Below are 23738 nucleotides of genomic sequence, written 5' to 3'. Positions count from 1 at the left end.
CGCCGTGCGGTCACCCGTGCGCGTTCAGGACGCGCGGTCCACCAGCGCCTCGGCGAACGAGACGAACGACGCCTTGACCGGGCCCTCGGGCAGCGGGGCCAGCAGGTCCACCGCCTCCTGCACCAGCGCCAGCGCCCGCTCGCGGGTCTCGCGCACGACGTCATGGGCGCGCAGCCCCTCGACGGCGTGGGCCAGCGCGGCGTCCTCGGTCAGGTCGGAGTCGAGCAGCGCCACCAGGGCCAGGTCGGCGGGGTCGGCGTCCGGCGCGGCGGCGCGGTCGCGCAGCAGCAGCACCGGCATGGTCGGCACCTTCTCGCGCAGGTCCGTGCCGGGGGTCTTGCCGGTGAGCGTGCCGTCCGAGGTCAGGTCGATCACGTCGTCGGCCAGCTGGAAGGCGACGCCGATCCGCTCGCCGAAGGCCGCGACGGTCTCGACCAGCGCCGATGCGCAGCCGCCGTACATCGCGCCGAGGCGGGCGGAGGTGGCGATCAGCGAGGCGGTCTTGTCCGACAGCACCTGGAGGTAGTGCGCCACGGGGTCGCCGTCCGGGCCGGGGCCCATCGACTCGTGCAGCTGGCCGAGGCAGAGCCGCTCGAAGGTGGTCGCCTGGATGCGCACGGCCTCCGGGCCGAGCCCGGCGACGGTGGTGGAGGCGCGGGCGAACAGCAGGTCGCCGACCAGGATCGCCACCGAGTTGCCCCACACCTCGTGCGCGGCGGGCGCACCCCGGCGCAGCGGGGCGGAGTCCATCACGTCGTCGTGGTACAGCGACGCCAGGTGGGTCAGCTCGACCACGACGGCCGCATCCAGCACCTCGTCGGTGGCGCCGTCGCCGAGCTCGGCGGCCAGCAGGGTCAGCATGGGACGCAGCCGCTTGCCGCCGGCGTCGGACAGGTGGTGGGCCGCGTCGTCCACGAGCGTGTCGGCGTAGGTCACGGCGTCGTGCAGGCGGTGCTCGACGTCGTCGAGGCGCGCGGCGATGCGCTCAGCGAGCACGGGGTCGGCGAGCGGCAGGGCCGGCGAGGAGGTCACGGGACGAACCTATCTGGCGAGGGGGCGAAGGGCAGAACCGACGCGGCGGGATCCGCGGATCGGAGCGGGCGGGCAGAGGTCTCGGAACCCCGTCACGGCAGAGGCCGGCCCCGGACGCCTCGACGTCCGGGGCCGGCCCCCTGGTGCAGTGGTCAGCGGCTCACGGCAGGAAGCGCGCGACGTCCGCGATCAGGTCGAGCACCGGACCGGGGAACACGCCGAGCGCGACCGTGATGATCGCGCACAGCCCGATCGCCACCACGGCGAAGCCCTCCGTGCCGACGACGGTGACCCGCGCGGGGCCGCCCTCCTCCGACGCATCGGCCGGGGTCTCCGCCGGCCCGCCCTGCGGCGCGGTGAAGAACATCAGCACGATCAGGCGCACGTAGAAGAACGCCGCCGCCGCCGAGGCGAGCACGCCGACCAGGGCCAGCGGCCAGGCGCCGCCCTCGACCGCCGCGGAGAACACCGCGAACTTGCCGGTGAAGCCCGCGGTGAGCGGGATGCCCGCGAAGGACAGCAGGAACAGCGTGAACGTGCCGGCGAGCCACGGGTTGGTGCGGCCGAGGCCGGCCCACTGAGAGATCCGGGTGGCCTCGCCGAGGATCGGACCCTCGTCCTCGTCCAGCAGGTCCTCGTCCTCGTCCACGTCGTCCGGGCCGGGCTCGTCGGCGCCGTCCACGTCCGCGTCGCCGGTGGCGTCGGTCGCGCCGGAGCCGGTGATCGCCAGCGCGGCGGCGGCCTCGGTGAGCGAGGGCGACCCGGCGGCGACCAGCAGCGGCACCCGCTGCTCCACCGCGCCGGCGACGCCGCGCTCGCGCACCAGCGACACGATGCCGAAGGCACCGACGGTGGCCGCGCCGTAGGCCAGCAGGTAGAACAGCACGGCGGTGATGCCGACCTGCTCCAGGGCGATCACGCCGGTGAGCACGAAGCCCGCGTGCGCGATCGAGGAGTACGCGAGGACGCGCTTGACGTCGGTCTGCACCAGGGCGACGACGGTGCCGACGACCATGGTGGCGATGGCGACGGTCCACATGACCGGCTCCAGGTCCCACTTCAGGTCGGGCAGCACCGTGTAGAAGAACCGGAGCAGGGCGCCGAAGGCGGCGACCTTGGTGCACGCGGCCATGAAGCCGGTGATCGGGGTCGGTGCGCCCTGGTAGACGTCCGGCGTCCAGGAGTGGAACGGCACGGCGCCGACCTTGAACAGCAGGCCGACCAGCACCAGCAGCCCGCCGACGATCAGCAGCCCGTCCATGCCGGTCTGGGTGCGCACGGCCTCGGCGATCTCGGAGTACCGCAGCGAGCCGGAGAACCCGTAGAGCAGCGCGATGCCGAACAGCAGCAGCGCGGAGGCGAACGCCCCGAGCAGGAAGTACTTCATCGACGCCTCCTGGCTGAGCAGGCGGCGACGGCGCGCCAGCCCGGTCAGCAGGTACAGCGGCAGCGAGAGCACCTCGAGCGCGACGAACAGCGTGAGCAGGTCGCCGGTCGACGGGAAGATCATCATGCCGCCGGTGGCGAAGAGCACCAGCGGGAAGACCTCGGTCTGCTGGAGCCCGGCGCGCCGCGCCTGCTCCTCGTAGCCGGAGCCCGGCACGGAGGCGCCCTGCGGGGTGAAGGCGTCCTCACCGGTCGAGGTGCGGTCGGCCATCACGAGCACGGCCAGCAGGGCGAGCACGGCGATGGTGGCCTGGAGCACCAGCGAGGGGCCGTCGACCAGCATCGAGCCGTGCACCACGTCGGTGCCACCGGTGTCCTTGACGCCGTCCCACAGGGCGGCGACCGCGATCACGGCACCCGCGAGGGAGCCGAGGCTGAGCACGAGCTGGACGGCCCGGCGGGCGGGGCGCGGCACGACGGCCTCGGCGATCACGCCGACGACGGCGGCGCCGAGCACCAGCAGGATCGGCGTGAGCTGGGCCCACGCGATGTCGGGCGCAGTGAACGCGCTCACTTGTCGCTCCCCTCGTCGGTACCGGCATCACCGGCGACCGGGACGATCGCGGGGGCGTCCTCGACGCCCACCTGCGTGACGGTGGTGCTCGCCGGCTCGTCGACCAGCCGCAGGGCGGGGGCCGGGTAGAAGCCGAGCACCAGCATGATCGCGATCAGCGGGCCGACGACCCACCGCTCGCGGGCGCCGATGTCCTTCACCTCGGCGAGGTCCTCGCGGACCGGGCCGGTGAACACCCGCTGGTAGGTCCACAGCACGTAGATCGCGGCGAGCACCACGGCCACGACGGCGATGATCGCCGCCGGACGGTGCGCCGCGAACGTGCCGACGACCACCAGGAACTCGCTGACGAAGGTCGACAGACCCGGCAGGGAGAGCGCGGACAGACCGGTCACGAGGAACACGCCGGCGAGCACCGGCGTGACCTTCTGCAGGCCGCCGAAGTCCTCGATGCGGGCGGAGCCGCGCCGGGCGACCAGGAACCCGACCAGCAGGAACAGCCCGCCGGTGGAGAGGCCGTGGTTGACCATGTAGAACGACGAGCCGGCGATCGAGGTGGACGTGAAGGCGAAGATGCCCAGCACGATGAACCCGAAGTGCGAGACCGACGTGTAGGCGACCAGGCGGAACATGTCCTGCTGGCCGATCGCGAGCAGCGCGCCGTAGAAGATCGAGATCAGCGCGAGCACGATGATCACCGGCGCCGCCCAGCGGGAGGCCTCGGGGAACAGCGGCAGGCAGAGGGTGAGCATCCCGAAGGTGCCGACCTTGTCGAGCACGCCGACCAGCAGGGTCGAGGTGCCGGCGGGCGCCTGCTCGGCGGCGTCGGGCAGCCAGGTGTGCACCGGGAACATCGGCGCCTTGATCGCGAAGGCGACGAAGAACGCGAGGAACAGCCAGCGCCCGGTGCCCTCCGCCAGCGGCAGGCCGGTGAGGTTCTCGGTGAGGAAGCCCTCGGGGCCGCCGGGGCCCTGCAGGTACAGCGCGATGACGCCGGCCAGCATGATCAGGCCGCCCGCGAGCGAGAACAGCAGGAACTTGGTCGCCGCGTAGCGCCGCTGCGCCCCGCCGAAGGCACCGATCATGAAGTAGACCGGGATCAGCATCGCCTCGAAGACGACGTAGAACAGGAAGACGTCGCGCGCGGCGAACACCGCGACCATGAACGTGGTGAGCACGAGCACCAGCGCCAGGTAGTGACGCAGGCGGTCGGTCGGCGTGGAGCCGCTGCCCTGCTCGCGCCACGCGGCGAGGATCACCACGGGGACGAGCACGATCGACAGGCCGACGAGGGCGAGGCCCACGCCGTCCACGCCGAGGGCGTAGGAGGCGCCGAGCTGCGGGATCCACTGGTGCTGCTCGACCAGCTGGTGCGTGCCGGCCGCGCCGGTGTCGAACGCGAGGAACGCGCAGACCCCGAGCGCGACCTCGACCAGCGCGACGCCGAGGGCGATCTCGCGGGTCCAGCGGCGCAGGCCGGTGGCGGGGGTGCTGCCGTCGGGCGAGGCCCCGGTGCCGGGCAGCGCCCAGAGCACCAGCGCGCCGACCAGCGGCCAGACCAGGAGGAGGGTGAGCCAGGGCACGTCGGGGCTGAGCGTCGTGGAGCCCAGCGCCGTGGCGAGTGCGGAGGATGACATCGGTAGGTGCTCTCTCCTCAGATCCGAGGTGCCAGGACGACGACGGCGAGGACGATCAGGCCGAGGAGCATCGTGGCGGCGTACTGCCGGGCGTACCCGGTCTGCAGCTTGCGCACCAGCTCGCCGATCCCGACGGTCAGCCGGCCGAGGCCGGTGAAGGAGCCGTCCACGCCGACGCGGTCGCTGTAGACCAGCGCGCGGGTGAGGTGGCGACCGGGCTCGACCAGCACGGCGTCGTTGACGGCGTCCTGGTACATGTCGACACGGGCGGCGCGGGTGAGCACCGATCCGGTCGGGGCGGTGGCGGGGACCGGCAGCGACCCGTACTGGCGCCAGGCCAGCGCGAGGCCGACCGCGACGGCGACCAGGGTGGCGACCTGGATGACCAGCACCGGCAGCACCGGCTCGTGGTGCGCCACGTGCCCGGTCACCGGCTCGAGCCAGGTGGTGAACCCGCCGCCGAGCTGGAGCACGAAGCCGAGGGCCACCGAGCCGATCGCGAGCACGATCATCGGGATGGTCATCAGCGCCGGCGACTCGTGCGGGTGCCGCTTCGGGCCGTTCTCGCCGTCCTCCGACCAGCGGGCCTTGCCGTGGAAGGTCATGAAGAACAGCCGCGACATGTAGAAGGCGGTGATCCCGGCGCCGATCAGCGCGACCAGGCCGAACACCCAGGCCCGCCACTCCCCCGCGCCCTCGGGCACGACGAACGCGGACTCGATGATCTTGTCCTTCGACCAGAAGCCGGAGAACGGCGGCACGCCCAGGATGGCCAGCCAGCCGAGCCCGAAGGTCGCCCAGGTGATCACCATGTACCTGCGCAGGTTGCCGAAGGCGCGCATGTCGGTGGTGTCGTCCATGCCGTGCATGACCGACCCGGCGCCGAGGAACATGCCGGCCTTGAAGAAGCCGTGCGTCACCAGGTGGAAGATCGCGAAGGCGTAGCCGATCGGGCCGAGGCCCGCCGCGAGGATCATGTAGCCGATCTGCGACATCGTGGAGGCGGCCAGCGCCTTCTTGATGTCGTCCTTGGCGCAGCCGATGATCGCGCCGAGCACCAGGGTGATCGCCCCGACGATCGTCACGACGAGCTGCGCGTCCGGCGCGCCCTCGAAGACCGGCGCGGAGCGCACGATCAGGTAGACGCCGGCGGTGACCATGGTCGCGGCGTGGATCAGCGCGGACACCGGCGTCGGGCCGGCCATCGCGTCGCCCAGCCAGGACTGCAGGGGGAACTGCGCCGACTTGCCGCAGGCGGCGAGCAGCAGCATCAGGCCCATCGCGGTGAGCGTGCCGGTGGAGGCGTGCTCGGCGCCGGTGGCGACGGTGTCGAAGTCGACCGCGCCGAAGGTCGCGAACATCAGCATCATCGCGACCAGCAGGCCGATGTCACCGACGCGGTTGGCGACGAAGGCCTTCTTCGCGGCGACCGCGTAGGGCGTGTGGTGGTTCCAGAACCCGATCAGCAGGTAGGACGCCAGGCCGACGCCCTCCCAGCCGACGAACAGCAGCAGGTAGGAGTCCGCGAGGACCAGCACCAGCATCGCCGCGATGAACAGGTTGAGGTAGGCGAAGAACCGGCGCCGGGCGGCGTCGTGCTCCATGTACGCCACCGAGTACAGGTGGATCAGCGTGCCGACGAAGGTCACCAGCAGCACGAAGGTCAGCGACAGCGGGTCGACGCGCAGCCCGGCGGACAGGTCGAACCGGCCGACCTGGATCCAGTCGAACAGGTGCACACCGATCACACGGTCGTCCGCGGGGCGGCCGAGCAGCTCGACCAGCAGGATCGCGCCGACCACGAAGGCGGCGGTGGAGGCGAGCACGCCGAGCCAGTGGCCCCAGCGGTCGGACACGCGCCCGAGCAGCAGCAGGATCGCGGCGCTCGCCAGCGGGATCGCGACCAGCAGCGGCGCGAGGGAGGACAAGTCGTTCACAACGCCCCTCAGCTCTTCAGCAGGTTGATGTCGTCGACCGAGGCCGACTTGCGGGTGCGGAAGATCGACACGATGATCGCCAGCCCGACGACGACCTCGGCGGCGGCCACGACCATGACGAAGAACGCCATGACCTGACCGGTGAGGTCCCCGTGCAGCCGGGAGAACGTGACGAGCGCGAGGTTGGTCGCGTTGAGCATGAGCTCGACGCCCATGAACACGATGATCGCGTTGCGGCGCAGCAGCACCGTCGCGGCACCGATCGAGAACAGGATCCCCGACAGCACCAGGTAGTTGGTCAGGCTCACTGCTCGCTCTCCGTCCGGGTCGCACCCTGCGTCAGCTCGGCGTCGGCGCCGACCGCCTCGAGGTAGGTGCCCGCGTGGTACGTGGCGGTCCCGGCCTCCTGGCCGCGGATCCGCAGCACGCGCGGCACCGACTCGTCGATGGGGTTGCCGTCGGGGTCGAGCGCCGGCACGTCCATCGCGTTGTGCCGGGCGTAGACGCCGGGGGCGGGCAGCGGGGTCAGGCGGGCGCCGGCACGCACGCGCGCGGCGGCCCGGTCGCCCTGCTTGACCAGCGGCTTGAGCCGGGTGCGGTGGGTCAGCACCAGCGCGCCCAGGGCGGCGACCACCAGCAGCGTGCCGACGACCTCCAGGCCGAAGACGTGCTGGCCGAAGATGATCCGGGCGACGCCGACCGGGTTGGTCGCGTCGTTCGCGGTGCCCAGGCCGACGGCCTCCGGGTAGGTGGCACGGGCGACGACGCCGACCAGCACCACGCCGAGGCCGATCCCGGCCAGCCAGCCGATCCAGCGCTGACCGCGCACCGTCTCCACCAGGGAGTCGGAGGCGTCCACGCCGACCAGCATCAGCACGAACAGGAACAGCATCATCACGGCGCCGGTGTAGACGACCACCTGGACGACGCCGAGGAACGGCGCCTCCTGCGCGATGTAGAGGAACGCGAGGCAGATCATCACCAGGATCACGCACATCGCGGCGTGCACGGCCTTGCGGGCGAACAGCAGCCCGAGCGCGGCCAGCACCATGATCGGCGCGAGGACCCAGAACAGCACGGCCTCGGCGGTGGACGGGGTCATCGGACCGCCTTCTCTCCGGTGCCCGCCTCGGCGCGGGTGCGCGCGGCGGCGAGCGTGGGGTCCTCCGGCCGGTGCTCGGCGACCCAGTCCACCTGGGCGGTCGTCGGCGCGGTGACCTCGTTGCGGTAGTACTCGGTGTCGGTCGTGCCCTCGGCCATCGGGTGCGGGGCGGCGAGCATGCCCTCGGCCAGGGGCGCGAGCAGGTCCTGCTTCTCGAAGATCAGGCCCTCGCGGGTCTGGCCGGCGAGCTCGAACTCGTTGGTCATCGTGAGCGCCCGGGTGGGGCACGCCTCGATGCACAGCGCGCAGAAGATGCAGCGCAGGTAGTTGATCTGGTAGACGCGGCCGTAGCGCTCACCGGGCGAGAACTGCGCGTCCGGGGTGTTGTCGCCGGCCTCGACGTAGATCGCGTCCGCGGGGCACGCCCAGGCGCACAGCTCGCAGCCGATGCACTTCTCCAGGCCGTCCGGGTACCGGTTGAGCTGGTGCCGGCCGTGGAACCGCGGCTTCACGGGGGCGGTCTCGAACGGGTACTGCTCGGTGACCGTCGGGCTGAAGAAGTTCTTCAGCGTGACGCCGAAGCCGATGACCGGGCCGAGGGCGTCGGCCACCGGGCCGCGCTTCGGGATCACCGACTCGTAGGGGCGGACGTCGCCAGGGGCAGCGACCTCTCCGCCGCCCTGCGTGGGCTCCACGGACTGTCCGGGCTGCTGGGGGTCAGCCACGGGGCACCTCCTCGGTGGGGGACTCGGGTGCGTCCTCGGTGCCTCCGCCGACGAGAGCGGGGGTGGAGGACTGCGCGGCGCGGCGCTGGGCGCGGGGCGACGGCGGGAGCGTCTGGCCGGGCATCGGCGGCACCGGGTAGCCGCCGGCGAAGGCGTCGAACGGCCCGTCGGCGGCCTCCGGCTCGGCGGCGGCCTTCTTCTCCGGGATGAAGAACGACACCAGGATCGCCACGACGATCAGACCGGCCAGGCCGAACATCACCGCGCGCAGGTCGAGGTCCGAGAACTGCCGGACGCCCTGCACCACGGCGACGCACACCAGCCAGACCAGCGCCGAGGGGATCAGCACCTTCCAGCCGAACTTCATGAACTGGTCGTAGCGGAAGCGCAGCAGCGTGCCGCGGATCCACACGAACAGGAACATGAACATCCAGACCTTGACCACGAACCACAGCAGCGGCCACCAGCCGGTGTTGAACATGCCGTCGTTGATCATGGAGATCGGCCATGGGGCGCGCCAGCCGCCGAAGAACAGCGTGGTGGCGACCGCGGAGACGTTGAGCATGTTGATGTACTCGGCGAGGAAGAACCAGGCGAACTTCATCGAGGAGTACTCGGTGGTGTAGCCGCCGACCAGCTCGCCCTCGGCCTCGGGGAGGTCGAAGGGCAGGCGGTTGGTCTCACCGACCATCGAGATCACGTAGATGATGAACGCCGGTGCCAGCGGGATCAGCCACCACACGGTCGTCTGCGAGTCCACGATCTGCGAGGTCGACATGGACCCGGCGAGGATGAACACGCTGACCAGGGACAGGCCCATCGACAGCTCGTAGGAGATCACCTGCGCGGTGGAGCGCACGGCGCCGAGCAGCGGGTAGGTCGAGTTGGACGACCAGCCGCCGAGGACGATGCCGTACACGCCGACCGAGGCGCACGCCAGGATGTAGAGCACCGCCACCGGGAAGTCGGTGAGCTGGAGCGGCGTCCTGGTGCCGAAGATCGAGACCTCGGGCCCGAAGGGGATCACCGCGTAGGTCAGCAGCGAGCAGAACACCGCGATGAACGGCGCCACGATGTAGATGACCTTGTCGGCGGCCTTGACCGTCATGTCCTCCTTGAGGAGGAGCTTGAGGGCGTCGGCGAGCGACTGGAACAGGCCGAAGGGGCCGTGCACGTTCGGGCCGGGACGCAGCTGCATCCGGCCGACCACGCGGCGCTCGAACCAGATCGCGATCAGCACGCTCAGCAGCAGGAACACGATGATCCCGACGGCCTTGAGCAGGTACACCCAGAACACGTCGTTGCTGAAGTCGGCGCCCGGCGACGTCGTGGTGTCGACGGCGGCCGTCAGCGCGGTCAGCGCGGTCATGCGGACTCCTCCTCGGCGGCGGCGATGCGCACCACGTCACCGGCGACGGCGTGCAGGGTCCCGCGGACCTCGCTGCCGGTCGAGGCGGTGGGCAGCCAGACCACGTGGTCCGGCATGGCGGTGACGACGGCCGGCAGGGTGATCGTGCCGGCGTCCGTGGACACCGCGACCTTCCCGCCGTCGGTCAGGCCCGCGGCGGCGGCGGTGGCTGCGGACAGCCGCGCGACCGCGCGCTTGGCGGTGCCGGCGAGGAACGGCTCGCCGTCCTGGAGCCGACCGGAGTCGAGCAGCAGGTGCCAGGTGGCCAGCACCGCGTGCCCCGGCGCGACGGCCGGCGGCTCGGCGGCGGTGGCCGTCGGGGCCTCGACGCGGGCGCCGTCCCAGGCGCCGGACTGCTCGATGCCGTCGATGTCGGCGTGCACGTCCTTGAGGGTGCGCAGGCCGAGCGTGGTGCCGAGCTCGTCGGCCAGCAGGTCGAGCACCCGGTGGTCGGACATCGCCGTGGTGGTCAGCGCCTGCGGGAACGGTCGGGGACGACCCTCCCAGTTGACGAAGGTGCCGGGCTTCTCGACCGGCGGGGCGACGGGCAGCACCACGTCGGCCAGCGCCGTGACGTCGGAGGAGCGGACCTCCAGGCTGACCACGAAGCCGGCGGCCTCGATCGCGGCACGGGCCGCGGCCGGGTCCGGCAGGTCGCGCAGCTCGAGGCCACCGATCACCAGACCGCCCAGGGAGCCGTCGGTGGCCGCCGCGAGCATCGCGGAGGTGGACCGGCCGGGCTCGGCGGGCAGGTGCTCGACGTCCCAGGCGGCGGCGACGTCCACCCGAGCCGCGGCGTCGGCGACCGGACGGCCACCGGGCAGCAGGCTCGGCAGGGCGCCGACCTCGATGCCGCCGCGCTCCCCGGCGCGACGCGGGATCCACGCGAGACGGGCCCCGGTGCGGGCGGCGAGACGCAGCGCGGCGGACAGGCCGCCGGGCACGGCGCCGAGCCGCTCGCCGACCAGGATCACCGCACCCTCGGCGCCGAGCGCGGTGCCGGCGTCCTTCAGCGGGCCGGTGCCGATCGCGTCCAGCACCTCGGGCTCGGTGCCCGGGGCGGCCGTGATCAGCTCGCCGTCCAGGCGCTCCAGCCCGCGGCTGGCCAGCGGGGCGACCGAGAGCACCTTCGTGCGACCGGCGACGACACCCTTGCGCAGCCGGAGGAAGACGATGCCCGCCTCCTCCTCGGCCTCCAGGCCGACCAGCAGGGCGGCGGGGGCCTTCTCCAGGTCGGCGAAGGTGACGCCCATCCCGCGACCGGCGACGGCGTGGCCGAGGAAGGCCTCCTCCTCGTCGGAGTGCGGACGGGCACGCAGGTCCACGTCGTTGGTGCCGAGCGCCACGCGGGCGAACTTGCCGTAGGCGTAGGCGTCCTCGAGGGTCACGCGGCCACCCGGCAGCACGCCCACGCCGCCGGCGGCACGGGCCTGCTCCAGACCGTGCGCGGCGGCCTCCAGGGCCTCGCCCCAGGAGGCGGGCCGCAGCTCGCCGTCCGCGTCGCGGACCAGCGGGGTGCTGAGGCGGTCGGGCTGCGAGGACCAGGCGAAGGCGAAGCGGTCCTTGTCGGTGATCCACTCCTCGTTCACCGCGGCGTCCTCACCGGCCAGACGACGCAGCACCACGCCGCGGCGGTGGTCGATGCGGAGCGCGGCACCGGAGGCGTCGTTCTCGCTGACGCCCGGGGTGGAGACCAGGTCGAACGGGCGGGCCCGGAACCGGTAGGCCGCGCCGGTCAGCGCGCCGACCGGGCAGATCTGCACCGTGTTGCCGGAGAAGTACGAGGCGAAGGGCTGGCCCGACTCGTCGTCCAGGTCCGTGGTGGCGCAGCCGACCGGGATGTCCGCACCGAGGAAGACCTCGGAGGACGGCTGGTCCGCGAAGCCGAGCACGTCGGTGTCGAAGCGACCGATCTGCTGCTGCGCGCCGCGCTTCTGCAGGTCGATGAACGGGTCGCCGGCGATCTCGCGGGAGAACCGGGTGCAGCGCTGGCAGAGGATGCAGCGCTCCCGGTCGAGCAGGATCTCCGTGGACACCGAGATCGGCTTGGGGAAGGTCCGCTTGATGTCGACGAACCGCGTCTGGGAGCGGCCGTTGCTCATCGCCTGGTTCTGCAGGGGGCACTCGCCGCCCTTGTCGCAGACCGGGCAGTCCAGCGGGTGGTTGATCAGCAGCAGCTCCATCACGCCGTGCTGGGCCTTCTCGGCCTCGCCGGAGGTGAGCTGGGTGCGGACCTCCATGCCCGGCATCGCGGTGAGCGTGCACGAGGCCTGGGGCTTGGGCATCTTGGCGAGGTTGCCGTCGCGGCCCGGGGCCCAGACCTCGACCAGGCACTGGCGGCAGGCGCCGGCCGGGGCGAGGAGCGGGTGGTCGCAGAACCGCGGGATCTGGATGCCGAGCTGCTCGGCGGCGCGGATGACCAGGGTGCCCTGGGGCACGGTGGTCTCGATGCCGTCGATGGTGAACGTGATGCCGTCGACCGGCGCCGGCGAGGCCCCGGCAGCGGGCTTGGGGGTGGTGACCGTCATGCGTGGGCTCCCGCGAGCTGACCCGCACCGGAACGGCGCGGGGTGTAGGGGAAGAGCGAGGAGCGCTCCGGCGGGAACAGCACGTCGGCCGGGGTGTGCGTCCCGGCCTCGAACTCGTCCCGGAAGTACTTGATCGCCGAGGTGATGGGCGACGTGGCACCGTCGCCGAGGGCGCAGAACGCCTTGCCGAGGATGTTGTCGCACAGGTCGAGCAGCAGGTCGATGTCGCCCGACGTGCCCTGACCGGCCTCCAGGCGACCGAGCACCTGGGTCAGCCAGAACGTGCCCTCGCGGCAGGGCGTGCACTTGCCGCAGGACTCGTGCTTGTAGAACTGCGTCCACCGGGACACGGCCTTGACCACCGAGACGGTGTCGTCGAACACCTGGAGCGCGCGGGTGCCGAGCATCGAGCCGGCGGCACCCACCTCCTCGTAGGTGAGCGGCACGTCGAGGTGCTCCGCCGTGAAGATCGGCGTGGAGGAGCCGCCGGGGGTCCAGAACTTCAGCTCGTGGCCCTCGCGGACGCCGCCCGCCATCTCGAGCAGCTCGCGCATGGTGATGCCGAGCGGCGCCTCGTACTGGCCGGGCCGCGCGACGTGGCCGGACAGCGAGAACAGGCCGTGGCCCGGCGAGCGGTCGGTGCCCATCGTGCGGAACCAGTCCGAGCCGCCGGTGACGATGGCGGGCACGGAGGCGATCGACTCGACGTTGTTCACCACGGTCGGCCGGGCGTACAGGCCCGCGACCGCCGGGAACGGCGGCTTGAGGCGCGGCTGGCCGCGACGCCCCTCCAGGGAGTCGAGCAGCGCGGTCTCCTCGCCGCAGATGTACGCGCCGGCGCCGGCGTGCACCGTGACGTCCAGGTCGTACCCAGAGCCGAGGATGTTCTTGCCCAGGTAGCCCTTGGCGTAGGCCTCCTCGACCGCCCGCAGCAGCCGGCGGTACACGTGCACGACCTCGCCGCGCAGGTAGATGAAGGCGTGGTGGCAGCCGATGGCGTAGGACGTGATCGCCACGCCCTCCACCAGCACCTGCGGGTCGGCCATCATCAGCGGGATGTCCTTGCAGGTGCCCGGCTCGGACTCGTCGGCGTTCACCACGAGGTAGCGCGGGCCGCCGTCCGGCGCGGGCAGGAAGCCCCACTTCATGCCGGTGGGGAAGCCGGCGCCGCCACGGCCGCGCAGGCCGGAGTCCTTGACGGTGGTCACCACGTCGGCGGCGTCCATCGTCAGGGCCTTGCGCAGACCGGCGTAGCCGCCGTTCTTCTCGTAGGTGTCCAGCGTCCAGGACCGTGCCTCGCCCCAGCGGGCGGACAGGACCGGGGTCAGCGCGTCGGCCATCAGGGCTTCTCCTTCTCGACCGGCGCCGAGGTGTCCTCGGCGCGGTGCTCGGCCTTCTCCTGCGAGGCGGAACGGTCGGCGGCACCGGCGGCGGGCCGCTCGGCGGAGGACTGCTCGCCGCCGACGGCCGGGGCCGACGCCGCGGTGGGCTCCTCGACCGGCGCGGTGCCGGCGGGGGCGGACTGCGCGGGGGCCTTCCAGCCCTTCTCGCGGGCCAGGTCCAGGCCGACCAGCGTGGCGGGGCCGGCGGCGACGCCCTGGTCGGCTCGCCCGTCCGGGAAGCCGGCGAGCACCCGCGAGACCTCGCGGAACGTCGGCACCTGGTCCGGGCCGCGGGTCGGCGCGACGGCCTTGCCGTCGATGAGCTTCCCGACCACCTCGGCGGCCGTCTCCGGCGTCTGGTTGTCGAAGAACTCCCAGTTGATCATCATCACCGGCGCGAAGTCGCAGGCGGCGTTGCACTCGATGCGCTCGAGCGTGATCTTGCCGTCGGCGGTGGTCTCGTCGTGGCCGATGCCGAGCCGGTCGGTGAGGTCCTCCCAGATCGCGTCGCCGCCCATGATCGCGCAGAGCGTGTTGGTGCAGACGCCCACCGTGTACTCGCCGTTCGGGCGGCGCTTGTACTGGGTGTAGAACGTCGCGACCGCGGAGACCTGCGCCGTGCTCAGGCCGAGGGTCTCGGCGCAGAACGCGATGCCGGCCGGGCTGACGTAGGCGTCCTCGCTCTGCACCAGGTGCAGCAGCGGCAGCAGCGCGGAGCGCGAGTCCGGGTAGCGCGCGACGACCTGCGCGGCGTCGGCGTCCAGGCGGGCCCGGGTTCCCGCGTCGTACGCGAGCACCCGGCGGGCCGGGGCGGTGTGGTGCACGGTCATCAGCGGTCCACCCCTCCGAGCACCGGGTCGATCGAGGCGACGGCGCAGACGACGTCCGCCACCTGACCGCCCTCGCACAGCACCGACACGGCCTGCAGGTTGTTGAACGACGGGTCGCGGAAGTGCGCCCGGTACGGCTTGGTGCCACCGTCGGACACCAGGTGCACCCCGAGCTCGCCGCGCGGGTGCTCGACGGTCTGCCAGGCCTGGCCGGCCGGCACCCGGAAACCCTCGGTCACGAGCTTGAAGTGGTGGATCAGGGACTCCATCGAGGTGCCCATGATCTCGCGGATGTGGTCGAGCGAGTTGCCCTGGCCGTCCGAGCCGATCGCGAGCTGCGCCGGCCAGGCGATCTTCTTGTCCTCGACCATCACCGGCTGGCCGGTGGAGGCCTTGAGGCGCTCGAGCACCTGGTCGATGATCCGCATCGACTGGTAGCACTCCTCGAACCGCAGGACCATCCGGTCCCAGCAGTCTGCGTTCTGCGACACCGGCACGTCGAAGTCGTAGGTCTCGTACCCGCAGTACGGGTCGGACTTGCGCACGTCGTACGGCAGGCCGGCCGACCGGAGCATCGGGCCGGTGATCCCCAGCGCCATGCAGCCGGCGAGGTTGAGCACGCCGACGTCCTGCAGGCGGCCCTTGAGGATCGGCTGCCCGAGCATGAGGTCCTCGAGCTGCTTCATGTACTTCCGGACGCCGACCATCGCCTCGGTGATCGAGTCGAGCGAGCCCGGGGGCAGGTCCTGCGCGACGCCGCCGGGGCGGATGTACGCGTGGTTCATCCGCAGGCCGGTGACCATCTCGAAGATCCGCAGGATCTCCTCGCGGGCGGTGAAGCCCATGATCATGATCGTGGTGGCGCCGAGCTCGTTGCCGCCGGTGGCCAGGCACACCAGGTGCGAGGCGATCCGGTTGAGCTCCATCATCAGCACGCGGATCTGCGAGGCGCGCTCGGGCACGTCGTCCGTGATGCCGAGCAGCTTCTCGACCGCGAGGCAGTAGGCCGCCTCCTGGAACAGCGGGGCGACGTAGTCCATGCGGGTGCAGAACGTCACGCCCTGGGTCCAGGTGCGAAACTCCATGTTCTTCTCGATGCCGGTGTGCAGGTAGCCGATGCCCGCGCGGGCCTCGGTCACCGTCTCGCCGTCGATCTCGAGCATGAGGCGGAGCACGCCGTGGGTCGAGGGGTGCTGCGGGCCCATGTTGACGACGATGCGCTGCTCGCCGAGCCGGGCCGCCTCCTCGGCGATCTCCGACCAGTCGCCGCCGGTGGCCTCGAAGGAACGGACGCCCTCGGTCTCCGAGTCGACCACGTGGCCGGTGGCGCGGGGGGTGTGGGTCTGAGAGCTCATCGGTACTGCCTCCGCTGGTCCGCCGGGGGCACGGTGGCGCCCTTGTACTCCACCGGGATGCCGCCGAGCGGGTAGTCCTTGCGCTGCGGGTGGCCGGGCCAGTCGTCCGGCATCTCGATCCGTGACAGGTCGCTGCGCCCGGTGAACACGATCCCGAAGAAGTCCCAGGTCTCGCGCTCGTGCCAGTCGTTCGCCGGGTAGACCTCGACGGTGCTGGGGATGGTCGCGTCGCCCTCGGGGGCGGCGACCTCGAGCCGGATCTTGCGCGTGTGGGTGACCGACCGCAGGTGGTACACCGCGTGCAGCTCGCGCCCGGTGTCGTGCGGGTAGTGCACGCCGTTCACGCCGAGCGACAGCTCGAAGCGCAGGTCCTGGTCGTCGCGCAGCGCACGCGCCACCTCGACCAGGTGCTCCCGCGCGACGTTGAGCGTCAGCTCGCCGCGGTCCACGACCACGGACTCGATCGCGTTGGCGAAGCCGGTGCCGGACTCGTCGAGGATCTCGGCGAGCACGTCCACCACCTCGTCGAAGTACGAGCCGTAGGGGCGCTCGCTCGGGCCGGGCAGGGTCACCGTGGTGACCAGGCCGCCGAAGCCGGAGGTGTCGCCGGAGCCGCGGACGCCGAACATGCCCTGGCGGACGTCCACGACCTCCAGCGGCAGCACGCGGTCGGGGGCGGTGTTCCCCCCGGCGGAGAGCGCGGCCTCGGCGGTCGGCTGGGCGTCCGCGTCGGCCGTGGCGGCGTCACCGGGGGTGACCGCCTGCTTGGCGTCGGCGGCCAGGTCCTTGTCGGCCGGCTTGTCGGCAGGCGCGGTCATCGCAGCAGTCCCGTCATGTGCGAGGTGGGGGTGGCCCGCAGCGCGGCCTCTTCGACCTTGCGGACGATCTCGGCGCGGTTCTTGCCCAGGGGCTCGGTCTTGATCTGCTCGTGCAGCTCGAGGATCGCGTTGATCAGCATCTCGGGGCGCGGCGGGCAGCCGGGCAGGTAGATGTCGACCGGGACGACGTGGTCGACGCCCTGCACGATCGCGTAGTTGTTGAACATGCCGCCGGAGGAGGCGCACACGCCCATCGACAGCACCCACTTGGGCTCGGCCATCTGGTCGTAGACCTGACGGACAATCGGCGCCATCTTCTGGCTCACGCGGCCGGCCACGATCATCAGGTCGGACTGGCGCGGCGAGGCGCGGAACACCTCCATGCCGAACCGGGAGATGTCGAACCGGCTGGTGCCGGTCGCCATCATCTCGATCGCGCAGCAGGCCAGGCCGAAGGTGACCGGCCAGACCGAGCCCTTGCGGGCCAGACCGGCGATCTTCTCGACCGAGGTCAGCAGGAACCCCGAGGGGGCCTCTTCGATACCCATGTCAGTCCTCGTCCCACTCCAGGCCGCCGCGGCGCCACTCGTACAGGAAGGGCACCGTGATCAGCGCCAGGAAGCCGAGCATGGCGATCAGCCCGAAGGCCGCGAGCTCGGTGAAGTCCACCGCCCACGGGTAGAGGAAGACGACCTCGATGTCGAAGACGATGAAGGTCATCGCCACCAGGTAGTACTTGACCGGGAACCGGCCGCCGCCGACGGCGTGCGGCGTCGGCTGGATGCCGCACTCGTAGGCCTCGAGCTTCGCGCGGTTGTAGCGCTTGGGCCCGAGGACGGCGCTGGCGCCGAGCCCGCCGACGGCGAGGACTGCGGCGATCCCCATCATGACGAGAAGGGGGACGTACGGGTTGTTCATCGGTGCTCTCCCGTTGGGGGGGTGGAGTGCTTCCGTCCGGACTGCGGGGCGTCGGTGCTCAGGTGGCGGGGGCCCGGTCCCGCCTCAGGGGCGAGCTGCGCGGGTGGGCCTCCGGCCCAAGTCTCGGCCTGTCGGCGGCTGCCTGCCAGGCCGGACGACGTCGGGGCGTCGGCGGACGGGGTGTCTGCGGGGCGGTCACGAGGCGGGCGCCAGACGGGCGAGGCCGGCGATGACCTTGTCGACCATGTCGCCGCCGCGGGTCTCGTAGCAGTCCGCGAGCAGCTTGTGCGTGAACTTCATGACCAGCGGGCGAGGCAGGCCGTACTTCGTGCAGGCACGCATGACCTGCGGGTGCTCGATGAGCTTCACGAAGATCCGGCCGAGCGTGTAGTACCCGCCCAGGTCGTCCTTCATCCGGGTGCCGTACGTGGCGAGCGCACGCTCCCGGCCTGCCGCGGTGCCGCGGGCGGTGGACTGCACGATCGCGTCGGCGGCCACCCGGCCGGCCTGGAGCGCGTACGCGATGCCCTCGCCGTTGAACGGGCTGATCATGCCGGCGGCGTCCCCCACCAGCATCAGGCCCCGCCCGTAGAGCGGACCACGGTTGAACCCCATCGGCAGCGCGGCCCCGCGCACGGGGCCGAGCTGGTTCTCGGGGGTGAACTCCCACTCCTCGGGGGCGTTCACCATCCACTTCGCGAACAGGTCCTTGTAGTCGACCTTGGTCGCGGCGGCGGTCGAGGACACCGAGCCCAGACCGACGTTCGCGGTGCCGTCGCCGAGGGAGAAGATCCAGCCGTAGCCCGGCATGAGGTTCGACTCGCCCGGCTTGCCGTCCCAGAGCTCGAGCTGGCTCTCCATCATCGGGTCGGCGTGCCGCGGGGTGCGGAAGTAGGTGCGCACGGCCACGCCCATCGGCCGGTCCATGCGCTTCTCCAGGCCCATGCCGGTGGCCAGGCGGGCGGAGACGCCGTCGGCCGCGATCACGACCGGGGCGCGGTAGGTGACCTGCTCCCCGGTGCGGCGGCCGTCGAGGTCGAGCAGGTTCGCCTCGACACCGATCACCCGGCCGGTGCGCTCGTCGAGCAGCGGGCCGGTGACGTTGGTGCGCTCCTGCACCTTGGCGCCGGCGGCGCGGGCGTGCTCGACCAGCAGGTGGTCGAAGGACATCCGCGCGCGGGCCAGGCCGAAGGAGGGGTAGGACGACAGCTCGGGCCAGGGCAGCTCGATCACGTGGCCGCCGCCGACGACCCGCAGGCCGGTGTTGCGGATCCAGCCGTCCTCCTCGCGGATCGGCACGCCCATCCGCACGAGCTCGGCGACCGCACGCGGGGTCAGGCCGTCGCCGCAGATCTTGTCGCGCGGGAACGAGGCCTTGTCGAGCAGGAGGACCGAGAGACCGGCCGCGGCGCAGTGGTAGGCGGCTGCGGAGCCACCGGGACCGGCACCGACGACGATGACGTCGGCGTCATCGCTCCGTCCAGTCTGCACAGTTCCGCCCCACGCTCTTGTGAATGCCTTCACACGTTGTCGACCAAAGTCTAGTGTCGGACCTTGGTCCTGTCTGCGAAGGCTTGCCTCACCAGGGTCGCGGCTGTCCGAACCCACCCCTGTAGGACGTTCGTCCCGCGCTTAACCGGTTCAGCCCTCATGGGTCACTCCGCGGGGTTGATCGCCCGGTGCAGCGCCACGATCCCGCCGGTGAGGTTCCGGTACGCCACCGAGCCCCAGCCGGCCTCCTTGAGCAGCGCCGCCAGCCCGAGCTGGTCCGGCCAGTCCCGGATCGACTCCGCCAGGTACACGTAGGCGTCGGACTGCCGCGCCACCACCCCGGCCACCTTCGGCAGCGCCTGCATGAGGTAGCCCGAGTACACCGTGCGGAACGGCTTCCAGGACGGCGTGGAGAACTCGCACACCACCAGGCGCCCGCCCGGACGCGTCACCCGGCGCATCTCCGCGAGCGCGCCCACGGTGTCCACCACGTTGCGCAGGCCGAAGGAGATCGTCACCGCGTCGAAGGAGCCGTCCGCGAACGGCAGCGCGGTCGCGTCCCCCGCCGTGAACGGCAGGTCGGGGCGCCGGCGCTTGCCCACCGTGAGCATCCCGGTCGACAGGTCGCAGGGCACCACCCGCACGCCGGCGTCGGCCAGCGGCTCGCTCGAGGTGCCCGTGCCGGCCGCGAGATCCAGCACCTTCTCCCCCGGCTGCGCGCCCAGCGCGGCCAGCGTGGCCCGGCGCCAGGACCGGTCCTGGCCGAGCGACAGCACGTCGTTCGTCAGGTCGTAGCGGCGCGCCACGCCGTCGAACATCGCGGCGACGTCGTGGGGGTCCTTGTCGAGGGAGGCACGAGGCATGGGGCCATGCTCTCAGGTCGGCGGGGGTGCGCGCGCCCTGCCCCCCGCAGGGAGTCGTACCCTGGTCCGCGATGACCAGCCTGCCCGGCGAGACGCACGCCAGCGCCGCCACCCAGCCGCTCGTGGTGCGCACCGTCGCCCTCGACGCCCCCGACGACCTGCTCGCCCTGCTCCCGGAGGACGCCCCGCTCACCTGGGTGCGCCGCGGCGAGGGGCTGATCGGCTGGGGCGAGGCCGCCCGGATCGAGGTGGACGGCCCCGAGCGGTTCGCCGAGGCCGAGCGCGCCTGGCACGCGCTGGTCGCGCACGCCGTGGTCCGCGACGAGGTCGGCGTGCCCGGCACCGGCCCGGTGGCCTTCGGCTCCTTCGCCTTCGACGACGCCTCGGACGCCGGGGGCGTGCTGGTGGTGCCCGAGGTGGTCGTCGGACGACGCGGCGACACCGCCTGGCTCACCGTCGCCGCGACCGGCGGCTCGCTCGGCCCGGCCCCGGACTGGTCGCTGGTGGCCCGTCACGTCGCCGGCCTCACCCCCGTGCGCTCCCCCGGCGCCGTCACCTACACCTCCGGATCGGTGCCCGAGCAGGAGTGGACCGCCGTGGTCGCCGCCGGGGTCGCCGCGATCCGCGCCGGCGAGGTCGACAAGGTGGTGCTGGCCCGCGACGAGATCGCCCGCACCGCCGAACCGCTGGACGTCCGGCACGCGCTGAACCGGCTCGCCGCGCACTACCCGACCTGCTGGACGTTCTCCGTGGACGGGCTGATCGGGGCCACCCCGGAGCTGCTGGTCCGCTCGGAGAAGGGCCTGGTCACCTCGCGGGTGCTCGCCGGCACGATCCGCCGCACCGGCGACGACGAGGCCGACGTCGCGCGCGCCGCGATCCTCGCGCACTCCTCCAAGGACCTCGAGGAGCACGAGTACGCGGTGTCCTCCGTCGCGCACGCGCTCGCGCCCTACTGCTCCTCCACCAACGTGCCCGACGTGCCGTTCGTGCTGCACCTGCCGAACGTGCTGCACCTGGCCTCGGACGTCACCGGTGTGCTGGTCGGCGCCGCCGAGCACGGCCCCGACGCCCCGACCTCGCTCACCCTCGCCGCCGCGCTGCACCCCACCGCCGCGGTGTGCGGCACCCCCACCGACGCCGCGCGCGAGCTGATCCGCCGGGTCGAGGGCATGGATCGCGCCCGCTACGCCGGACCGGTCGGCTGGCTCGGCGCCGACGGCGACGGCGAGTGGGGCATCGGCCTGCGCTCCGGGCAGGTCGACCCGGCCGACCCGCGCACCGTCCGGCTGTTCGCCGGCTGCGGCATCGTGGCCGCCTCGGACCCGGCGGCCGAGCTCGCCGAGTCCCACGCGAAGCTCGTGCCGATGCACGACGCCCTCAGCACGGACTGAGGCCGCGCACGGCCCGGCGCGACCGTGGCGAGCGGCCTCAGTCCGCGCCGCAGCGGGCGTCGAGGCAGCGGATCTGCCGCAGGTAGGTCGGGTCGAGACGCGACTCGTCGTAGACCGTGACCACCGGCAGCCCGTCGTCCAGGGAGAGCCCGAGCATCATCTGGATCCCGAGGATGCTGTCGCCGACGTCCGCGGCCAGCAGCCGGGACTCGGTGGCCGAGCAGGCGGTGTCCGTGCAGGACAGCAGGTCGACCACCAGGCGATCCGGGTCTGCCCAGACGATCATCGGGCGGTCGGAGCCGTCGATGGCGAGCACGCCGGAGGACTGCTGCATCCGGTCGAACGTGGCCGCCCGCTCCCAGGAGGCGCAGGTCGCGTCGTCGCAGCGCAGCAGGGTCGCGCCCTGCAGGGTGCTGCGGCGGTCCAGCACCCACACCGTGCCGTCCTCCGCGACCTCGACGTCCGCCCCGGGGAGCGCCTCCAGGTCCACCTCCCGGCCGTCGGAGGGCACCAGCTCGTGCGCCACCACCTCGCCGTCCGGCGGCAGCACCAGCAGCCAGAGCGCGCCGATGTCGCGCTGGTCGGTCGATCCCACGCCGTAGACCGTCGCGTAGAGCGTGCCGTCCGGGCCGAGCGCGACGTCCAGCGGCAGCGCCGAGGGCACGACGCTGCGGCTCACCTCGGTCTGCACCACCTCGCAGTCGGTGCCGGTGCAGCGGGCCAGGTAGACCGGGCCGGTGCCGTGGTCCGCCCACGCCGGGCCGAAGGAGGTCGCGAGGGCGAGCGTGCCGTCACGGGCGTCCAGGGCGACCGGCAGGTCGACGATCGAGCCGGCGGGGTCGCCGTTCGGGCTCATGGCCCCCCAGGTGCTGCGCGCCAGCTCGACCTCCGCCAGCGCCGGTCGCTCGTCCAGCGCGATCTGCTGCTGGTCGGCACCCGCCGCCCAGGCGTCGGACCAGAACGCGTCCACGTCGATCGATCGCAGCGTCAGCACGGCGGGCAGGTCCTGCCAGCCCTCGCCGAGCAGCTCGCCCGACTCGTCGATCGCGCGGCCGTCCACCGTCCAGCGCGCCTCCCACAGCAGGCCGTCGTCGGTCCCGAGGGCGAGCCCCGCGTTCTTCGTCGACCCCAGCGCCTGCACGCAGTCCAGCCCGCGGCACAGCCCGACGTAGTCCGGGCGGGTGGCCTGGCCGTCGAGCAGCAGATCCCCACCCGCGACGCCGGTGACCAGCGGTCCCGGCGACCACGGCACCCGGGACTGCTCGACGCGCACGGCACCCCACGGGTTCACCAGGGTGACCGCGATCAGCAGCAGCGCGGGGACGACCGGCACCACCACACCACCGACCCAGCGCAGCAGCCCGCGCCCGGGCGTGCGGGACGCCCCCGGGACCGGCAGGCCGTGCGAGCAGTCGTCCACCAGGACCACCGCGACCAGGAGCGCGAACGCCGCGCCGAGGAGCGCGCGGACCGGGTCGTCGAGCCACTCCGGCCAGCCGCGCGCCTCGGTCAGCCGCTGCCACCCGACCGTCACGCCGACCGCGAGCAGCCCGCCGATGGCGAGGTACCCCCGGAGCGAGCGGTCCTGCCCCCACGCCGGCGTGCTCCGGAGGATCCCCGGGTGCCGCTCGTCACCGACCAGGAGCCGCCGCGCCGCGCCGCGGATCACCGGGCCGAGCGCCGTGAGCACCGCGAGTCCGGCCGCGGCCAGCATCACCGGCGACCAGCCCACGCTCGTGTCCACGCCGATCCACGCCAGCAGGAGCGCCAGCACCAGGACCGTCGCGACGACGGCCACCTGCACCAGCGCCCCAGCACCCGCGAGCACCAGCGCCGCACGCGGACGCTGCACCGGCCACAGCCACACGTCGCGCCACCGGACCGGGACGCCGTCCGACTCCTGGGCGAGCACGGCCAGCGCCGCGCCGCTCCCCCACAGCGCCGCGACCTCGAGCACGAGCACCGCCGCCAGAGACCAGGCGATCCCCGGACCGGTCCCCGCCAGCACCGGCTCCAGCACCCCGTCGCGCACGATCGCCGGAGGGCCGACGAGCAGACCCACGGTCTGCAGCACCGTCGCCGCCAGCATCCCGGCGGCCACCGGGAGCAGCAGCGCCAGCACCGCCCGGCCCGACGCGAGCCGGGCCGGCAGCGGCCGGCGGTCCCGCCAGGTGTACTCACGCTCCGTCGCCGCGTCAGCCGCTGCGTCGTCCGTCGTCGGTGTGCTCGTCACGTGCCCCTGCCCCCTCGACCGAGACCCGGCATGCCCGCCGGGTCATCGCCCCCACCTGCGCATCTGCACGCCGGACGACGCGGGCGAGTCTACGGGCGGGACGCCGCGCCCTCGCGACCCGCGGC

The 23738-nt window shown here is 72.6% G+C and carries 19 protein-coding genes; 1 reads left to right on the top strand and 18 read right to left on the bottom strand.

The window, feature by feature from the left end; genetic code table 11:
- Positions 1–24: 24 nt before the first annotated feature.
- The 17 genes from ACZ5HG_RS03370 to ACZ5HG_RS03290 form a co-directional block, all read right to left on the bottom strand.
- Positions 25–1032, bottom strand: a complete 1008-nt coding sequence (locus ACZ5HG_RS03370) for a polyprenyl synthetase family protein (RefSeq protein WP_464180401.1) — start codon at positions 1030–1032, stop codon at positions 25–27.
- A gap of 160 nt (positions 1033–1192) precedes the next feature.
- A complete protein-coding gene (gene nuoN, locus ACZ5HG_RS03365; protein WP_464180400.1) occupies positions 1193–2992 on the bottom strand; it encodes an NADH-quinone oxidoreductase subunit NuoN in 1800 nt (599 codons plus the stop codon).
- On the bottom strand, positions 2989–4629 hold the full coding sequence (locus ACZ5HG_RS03360; protein WP_464180399.1) for an NADH-quinone oxidoreductase subunit M: 1641 nt from the start codon (positions 4627–4629) through the stop codon (positions 2989–2991). The genes nuoN and ACZ5HG_RS03360 overlap by 4 nt, the downstream gene beginning before the upstream one ends.
- 17 nt (positions 4630–4646) lie before the next feature.
- Positions 4647–6557 (bottom strand): NADH-quinone oxidoreductase subunit L, encoded by a 1911-nt coding sequence (gene nuoL / locus ACZ5HG_RS03355; RefSeq protein ID WP_464182088.1) that lies wholly within the window; start codon positions 6555–6557, stop codon positions 4647–4649.
- 17 nt (positions 6558–6574) lie between these two features.
- On the bottom strand, positions 6575–6874 hold the full coding sequence (nuoK, locus tag ACZ5HG_RS03350) for an NADH-quinone oxidoreductase subunit NuoK (RefSeq protein ID WP_464180398.1): 300 nt from the start codon (positions 6872–6874) through the stop codon (positions 6575–6577).
- The gene (locus ACZ5HG_RS03345; protein WP_464180397.1) at positions 6871–7668 is read right to left on the bottom strand and encodes an NADH-quinone oxidoreductase subunit J; all 798 of its coding nucleotides are present in this window, start codon (positions 7666–7668) and stop codon (positions 6871–6873) included. Before ACZ5HG_RS03345 ends, nuoK begins: the two co-directional genes overlap by 4 nt.
- On the bottom strand, positions 7665–8393 hold the full coding sequence (gene nuoI, locus ACZ5HG_RS03340) for an NADH-quinone oxidoreductase subunit NuoI (RefSeq protein WP_464180396.1): 729 nt from the start codon (positions 8391–8393) through the stop codon (positions 7665–7667). The genes ACZ5HG_RS03345 and nuoI overlap by 4 nt, the downstream gene beginning before the upstream one ends.
- A complete protein-coding gene (nuoH, locus tag ACZ5HG_RS03335; protein ID WP_464180395.1) occupies positions 8386–9762 on the bottom strand; it encodes an NADH-quinone oxidoreductase subunit NuoH in 1377 nt (458 codons plus the stop codon). Before nuoH ends, nuoI begins: the two co-directional genes overlap by 8 nt.
- Positions 9759–12329, bottom strand: a complete 2571-nt coding sequence (locus ACZ5HG_RS03330) for an NADH-quinone oxidoreductase subunit G (protein ID WP_464180394.1) — start codon at positions 12327–12329, stop codon at positions 9759–9761. The genes nuoH and ACZ5HG_RS03330 overlap by 4 nt, the downstream gene beginning before the upstream one ends.
- Positions 12326–13669 carry an NADH-quinone oxidoreductase subunit NuoF gene (gene nuoF, locus ACZ5HG_RS03325; RefSeq protein ID WP_464180393.1) on the bottom strand — a complete coding sequence of 448 codons (1344 nt, stop codon included), beginning with the start codon at positions 13667–13669 and terminating at the stop codon, positions 12326–12328. The genes ACZ5HG_RS03330 and nuoF overlap by 4 nt, the downstream gene beginning before the upstream one ends.
- Positions 13669–14541 (bottom strand): NADH-quinone oxidoreductase subunit NuoE, encoded by an 873-nt coding sequence (gene nuoE, locus ACZ5HG_RS03320; RefSeq protein ID WP_464180392.1) that lies wholly within the window; start codon positions 14539–14541, stop codon positions 13669–13671. Before nuoE ends, nuoF begins: the two co-directional genes overlap by 1 nt.
- Positions 14541–15896, bottom strand: coding sequence for an NADH-quinone oxidoreductase subunit D (locus ACZ5HG_RS03315; RefSeq protein WP_464180391.1), 1356 nt, complete (start codon positions 15894–15896; stop codon positions 14541–14543). Before ACZ5HG_RS03315 ends, nuoE begins: the two co-directional genes overlap by 1 nt.
- Complete coding sequence (locus ACZ5HG_RS03310) at positions 15893–16714, bottom strand: NADH-quinone oxidoreductase subunit C (protein ID WP_464180390.1); 822 nt, start codon at positions 16712–16714, stop codon at positions 15893–15895. The genes ACZ5HG_RS03315 and ACZ5HG_RS03310 overlap by 4 nt, the downstream gene beginning before the upstream one ends.
- The gene (locus ACZ5HG_RS03305; RefSeq protein ID WP_464180389.1) at positions 16711–17262 is read right to left on the bottom strand and encodes an NADH-quinone oxidoreductase subunit B; all 552 of its coding nucleotides are present in this window, start codon (positions 17260–17262) and stop codon (positions 16711–16713) included. The genes ACZ5HG_RS03310 and ACZ5HG_RS03305 overlap by 4 nt, the downstream gene beginning before the upstream one ends.
- A 1-nt stretch (position 17263) precedes the next feature.
- The gene (locus ACZ5HG_RS03300) at positions 17264–17632 is read right to left on the bottom strand and encodes an NADH-quinone oxidoreductase subunit A (protein ID WP_464180387.1); all 369 of its coding nucleotides are present in this window, start codon (positions 17630–17632) and stop codon (positions 17264–17266) included.
- A gap of 195 nt (positions 17633–17827) precedes the next feature.
- Positions 17828–19123 carry a geranylgeranyl reductase family protein gene (locus tag ACZ5HG_RS03295; RefSeq protein WP_464180385.1) on the bottom strand — a complete coding sequence of 432 codons (1296 nt, stop codon included), beginning with the start codon at positions 19121–19123 and terminating at the stop codon, positions 17828–17830.
- A gap of 164 nt (positions 19124–19287) precedes the next feature.
- On the bottom strand, positions 19288–19986 hold the full coding sequence (locus ACZ5HG_RS03290; RefSeq protein ID WP_464180384.1) for a demethylmenaquinone methyltransferase: 699 nt from the start codon (positions 19984–19986) through the stop codon (positions 19288–19290).
- Positions 19987–20057: 71 nt separating this feature from the next.
- Between ACZ5HG_RS03290 and ACZ5HG_RS03285 the strand changes: the two genes are divergently transcribed.
- A complete protein-coding gene (locus tag ACZ5HG_RS03285; protein ID WP_464180383.1) occupies positions 20058–21380 on the top strand; it encodes an isochorismate synthase in 1323 nt (440 codons plus the stop codon).
- 37 nt (positions 21381–21417) lie between these two features.
- Here the strand turns inward: ACZ5HG_RS03285 and ACZ5HG_RS03280 are convergent, their stop codons facing one another.
- On the bottom strand, positions 21418–23613 hold the full coding sequence (locus tag ACZ5HG_RS03280) for a hypothetical protein (RefSeq protein ID WP_464180382.1): 2196 nt from the start codon (positions 23611–23613) through the stop codon (positions 21418–21420).
- Positions 23614–23738: the final 125 nt, after the last annotated feature.

It is taken from the genome of Cellulomonas sp. GTC20042, from assembly GCF_055389595.1.
The sequence above is the reverse complement of the archived record's forward strand: the minus strand, read 5'-3'. Positions and strand labels throughout refer to the sequence as shown.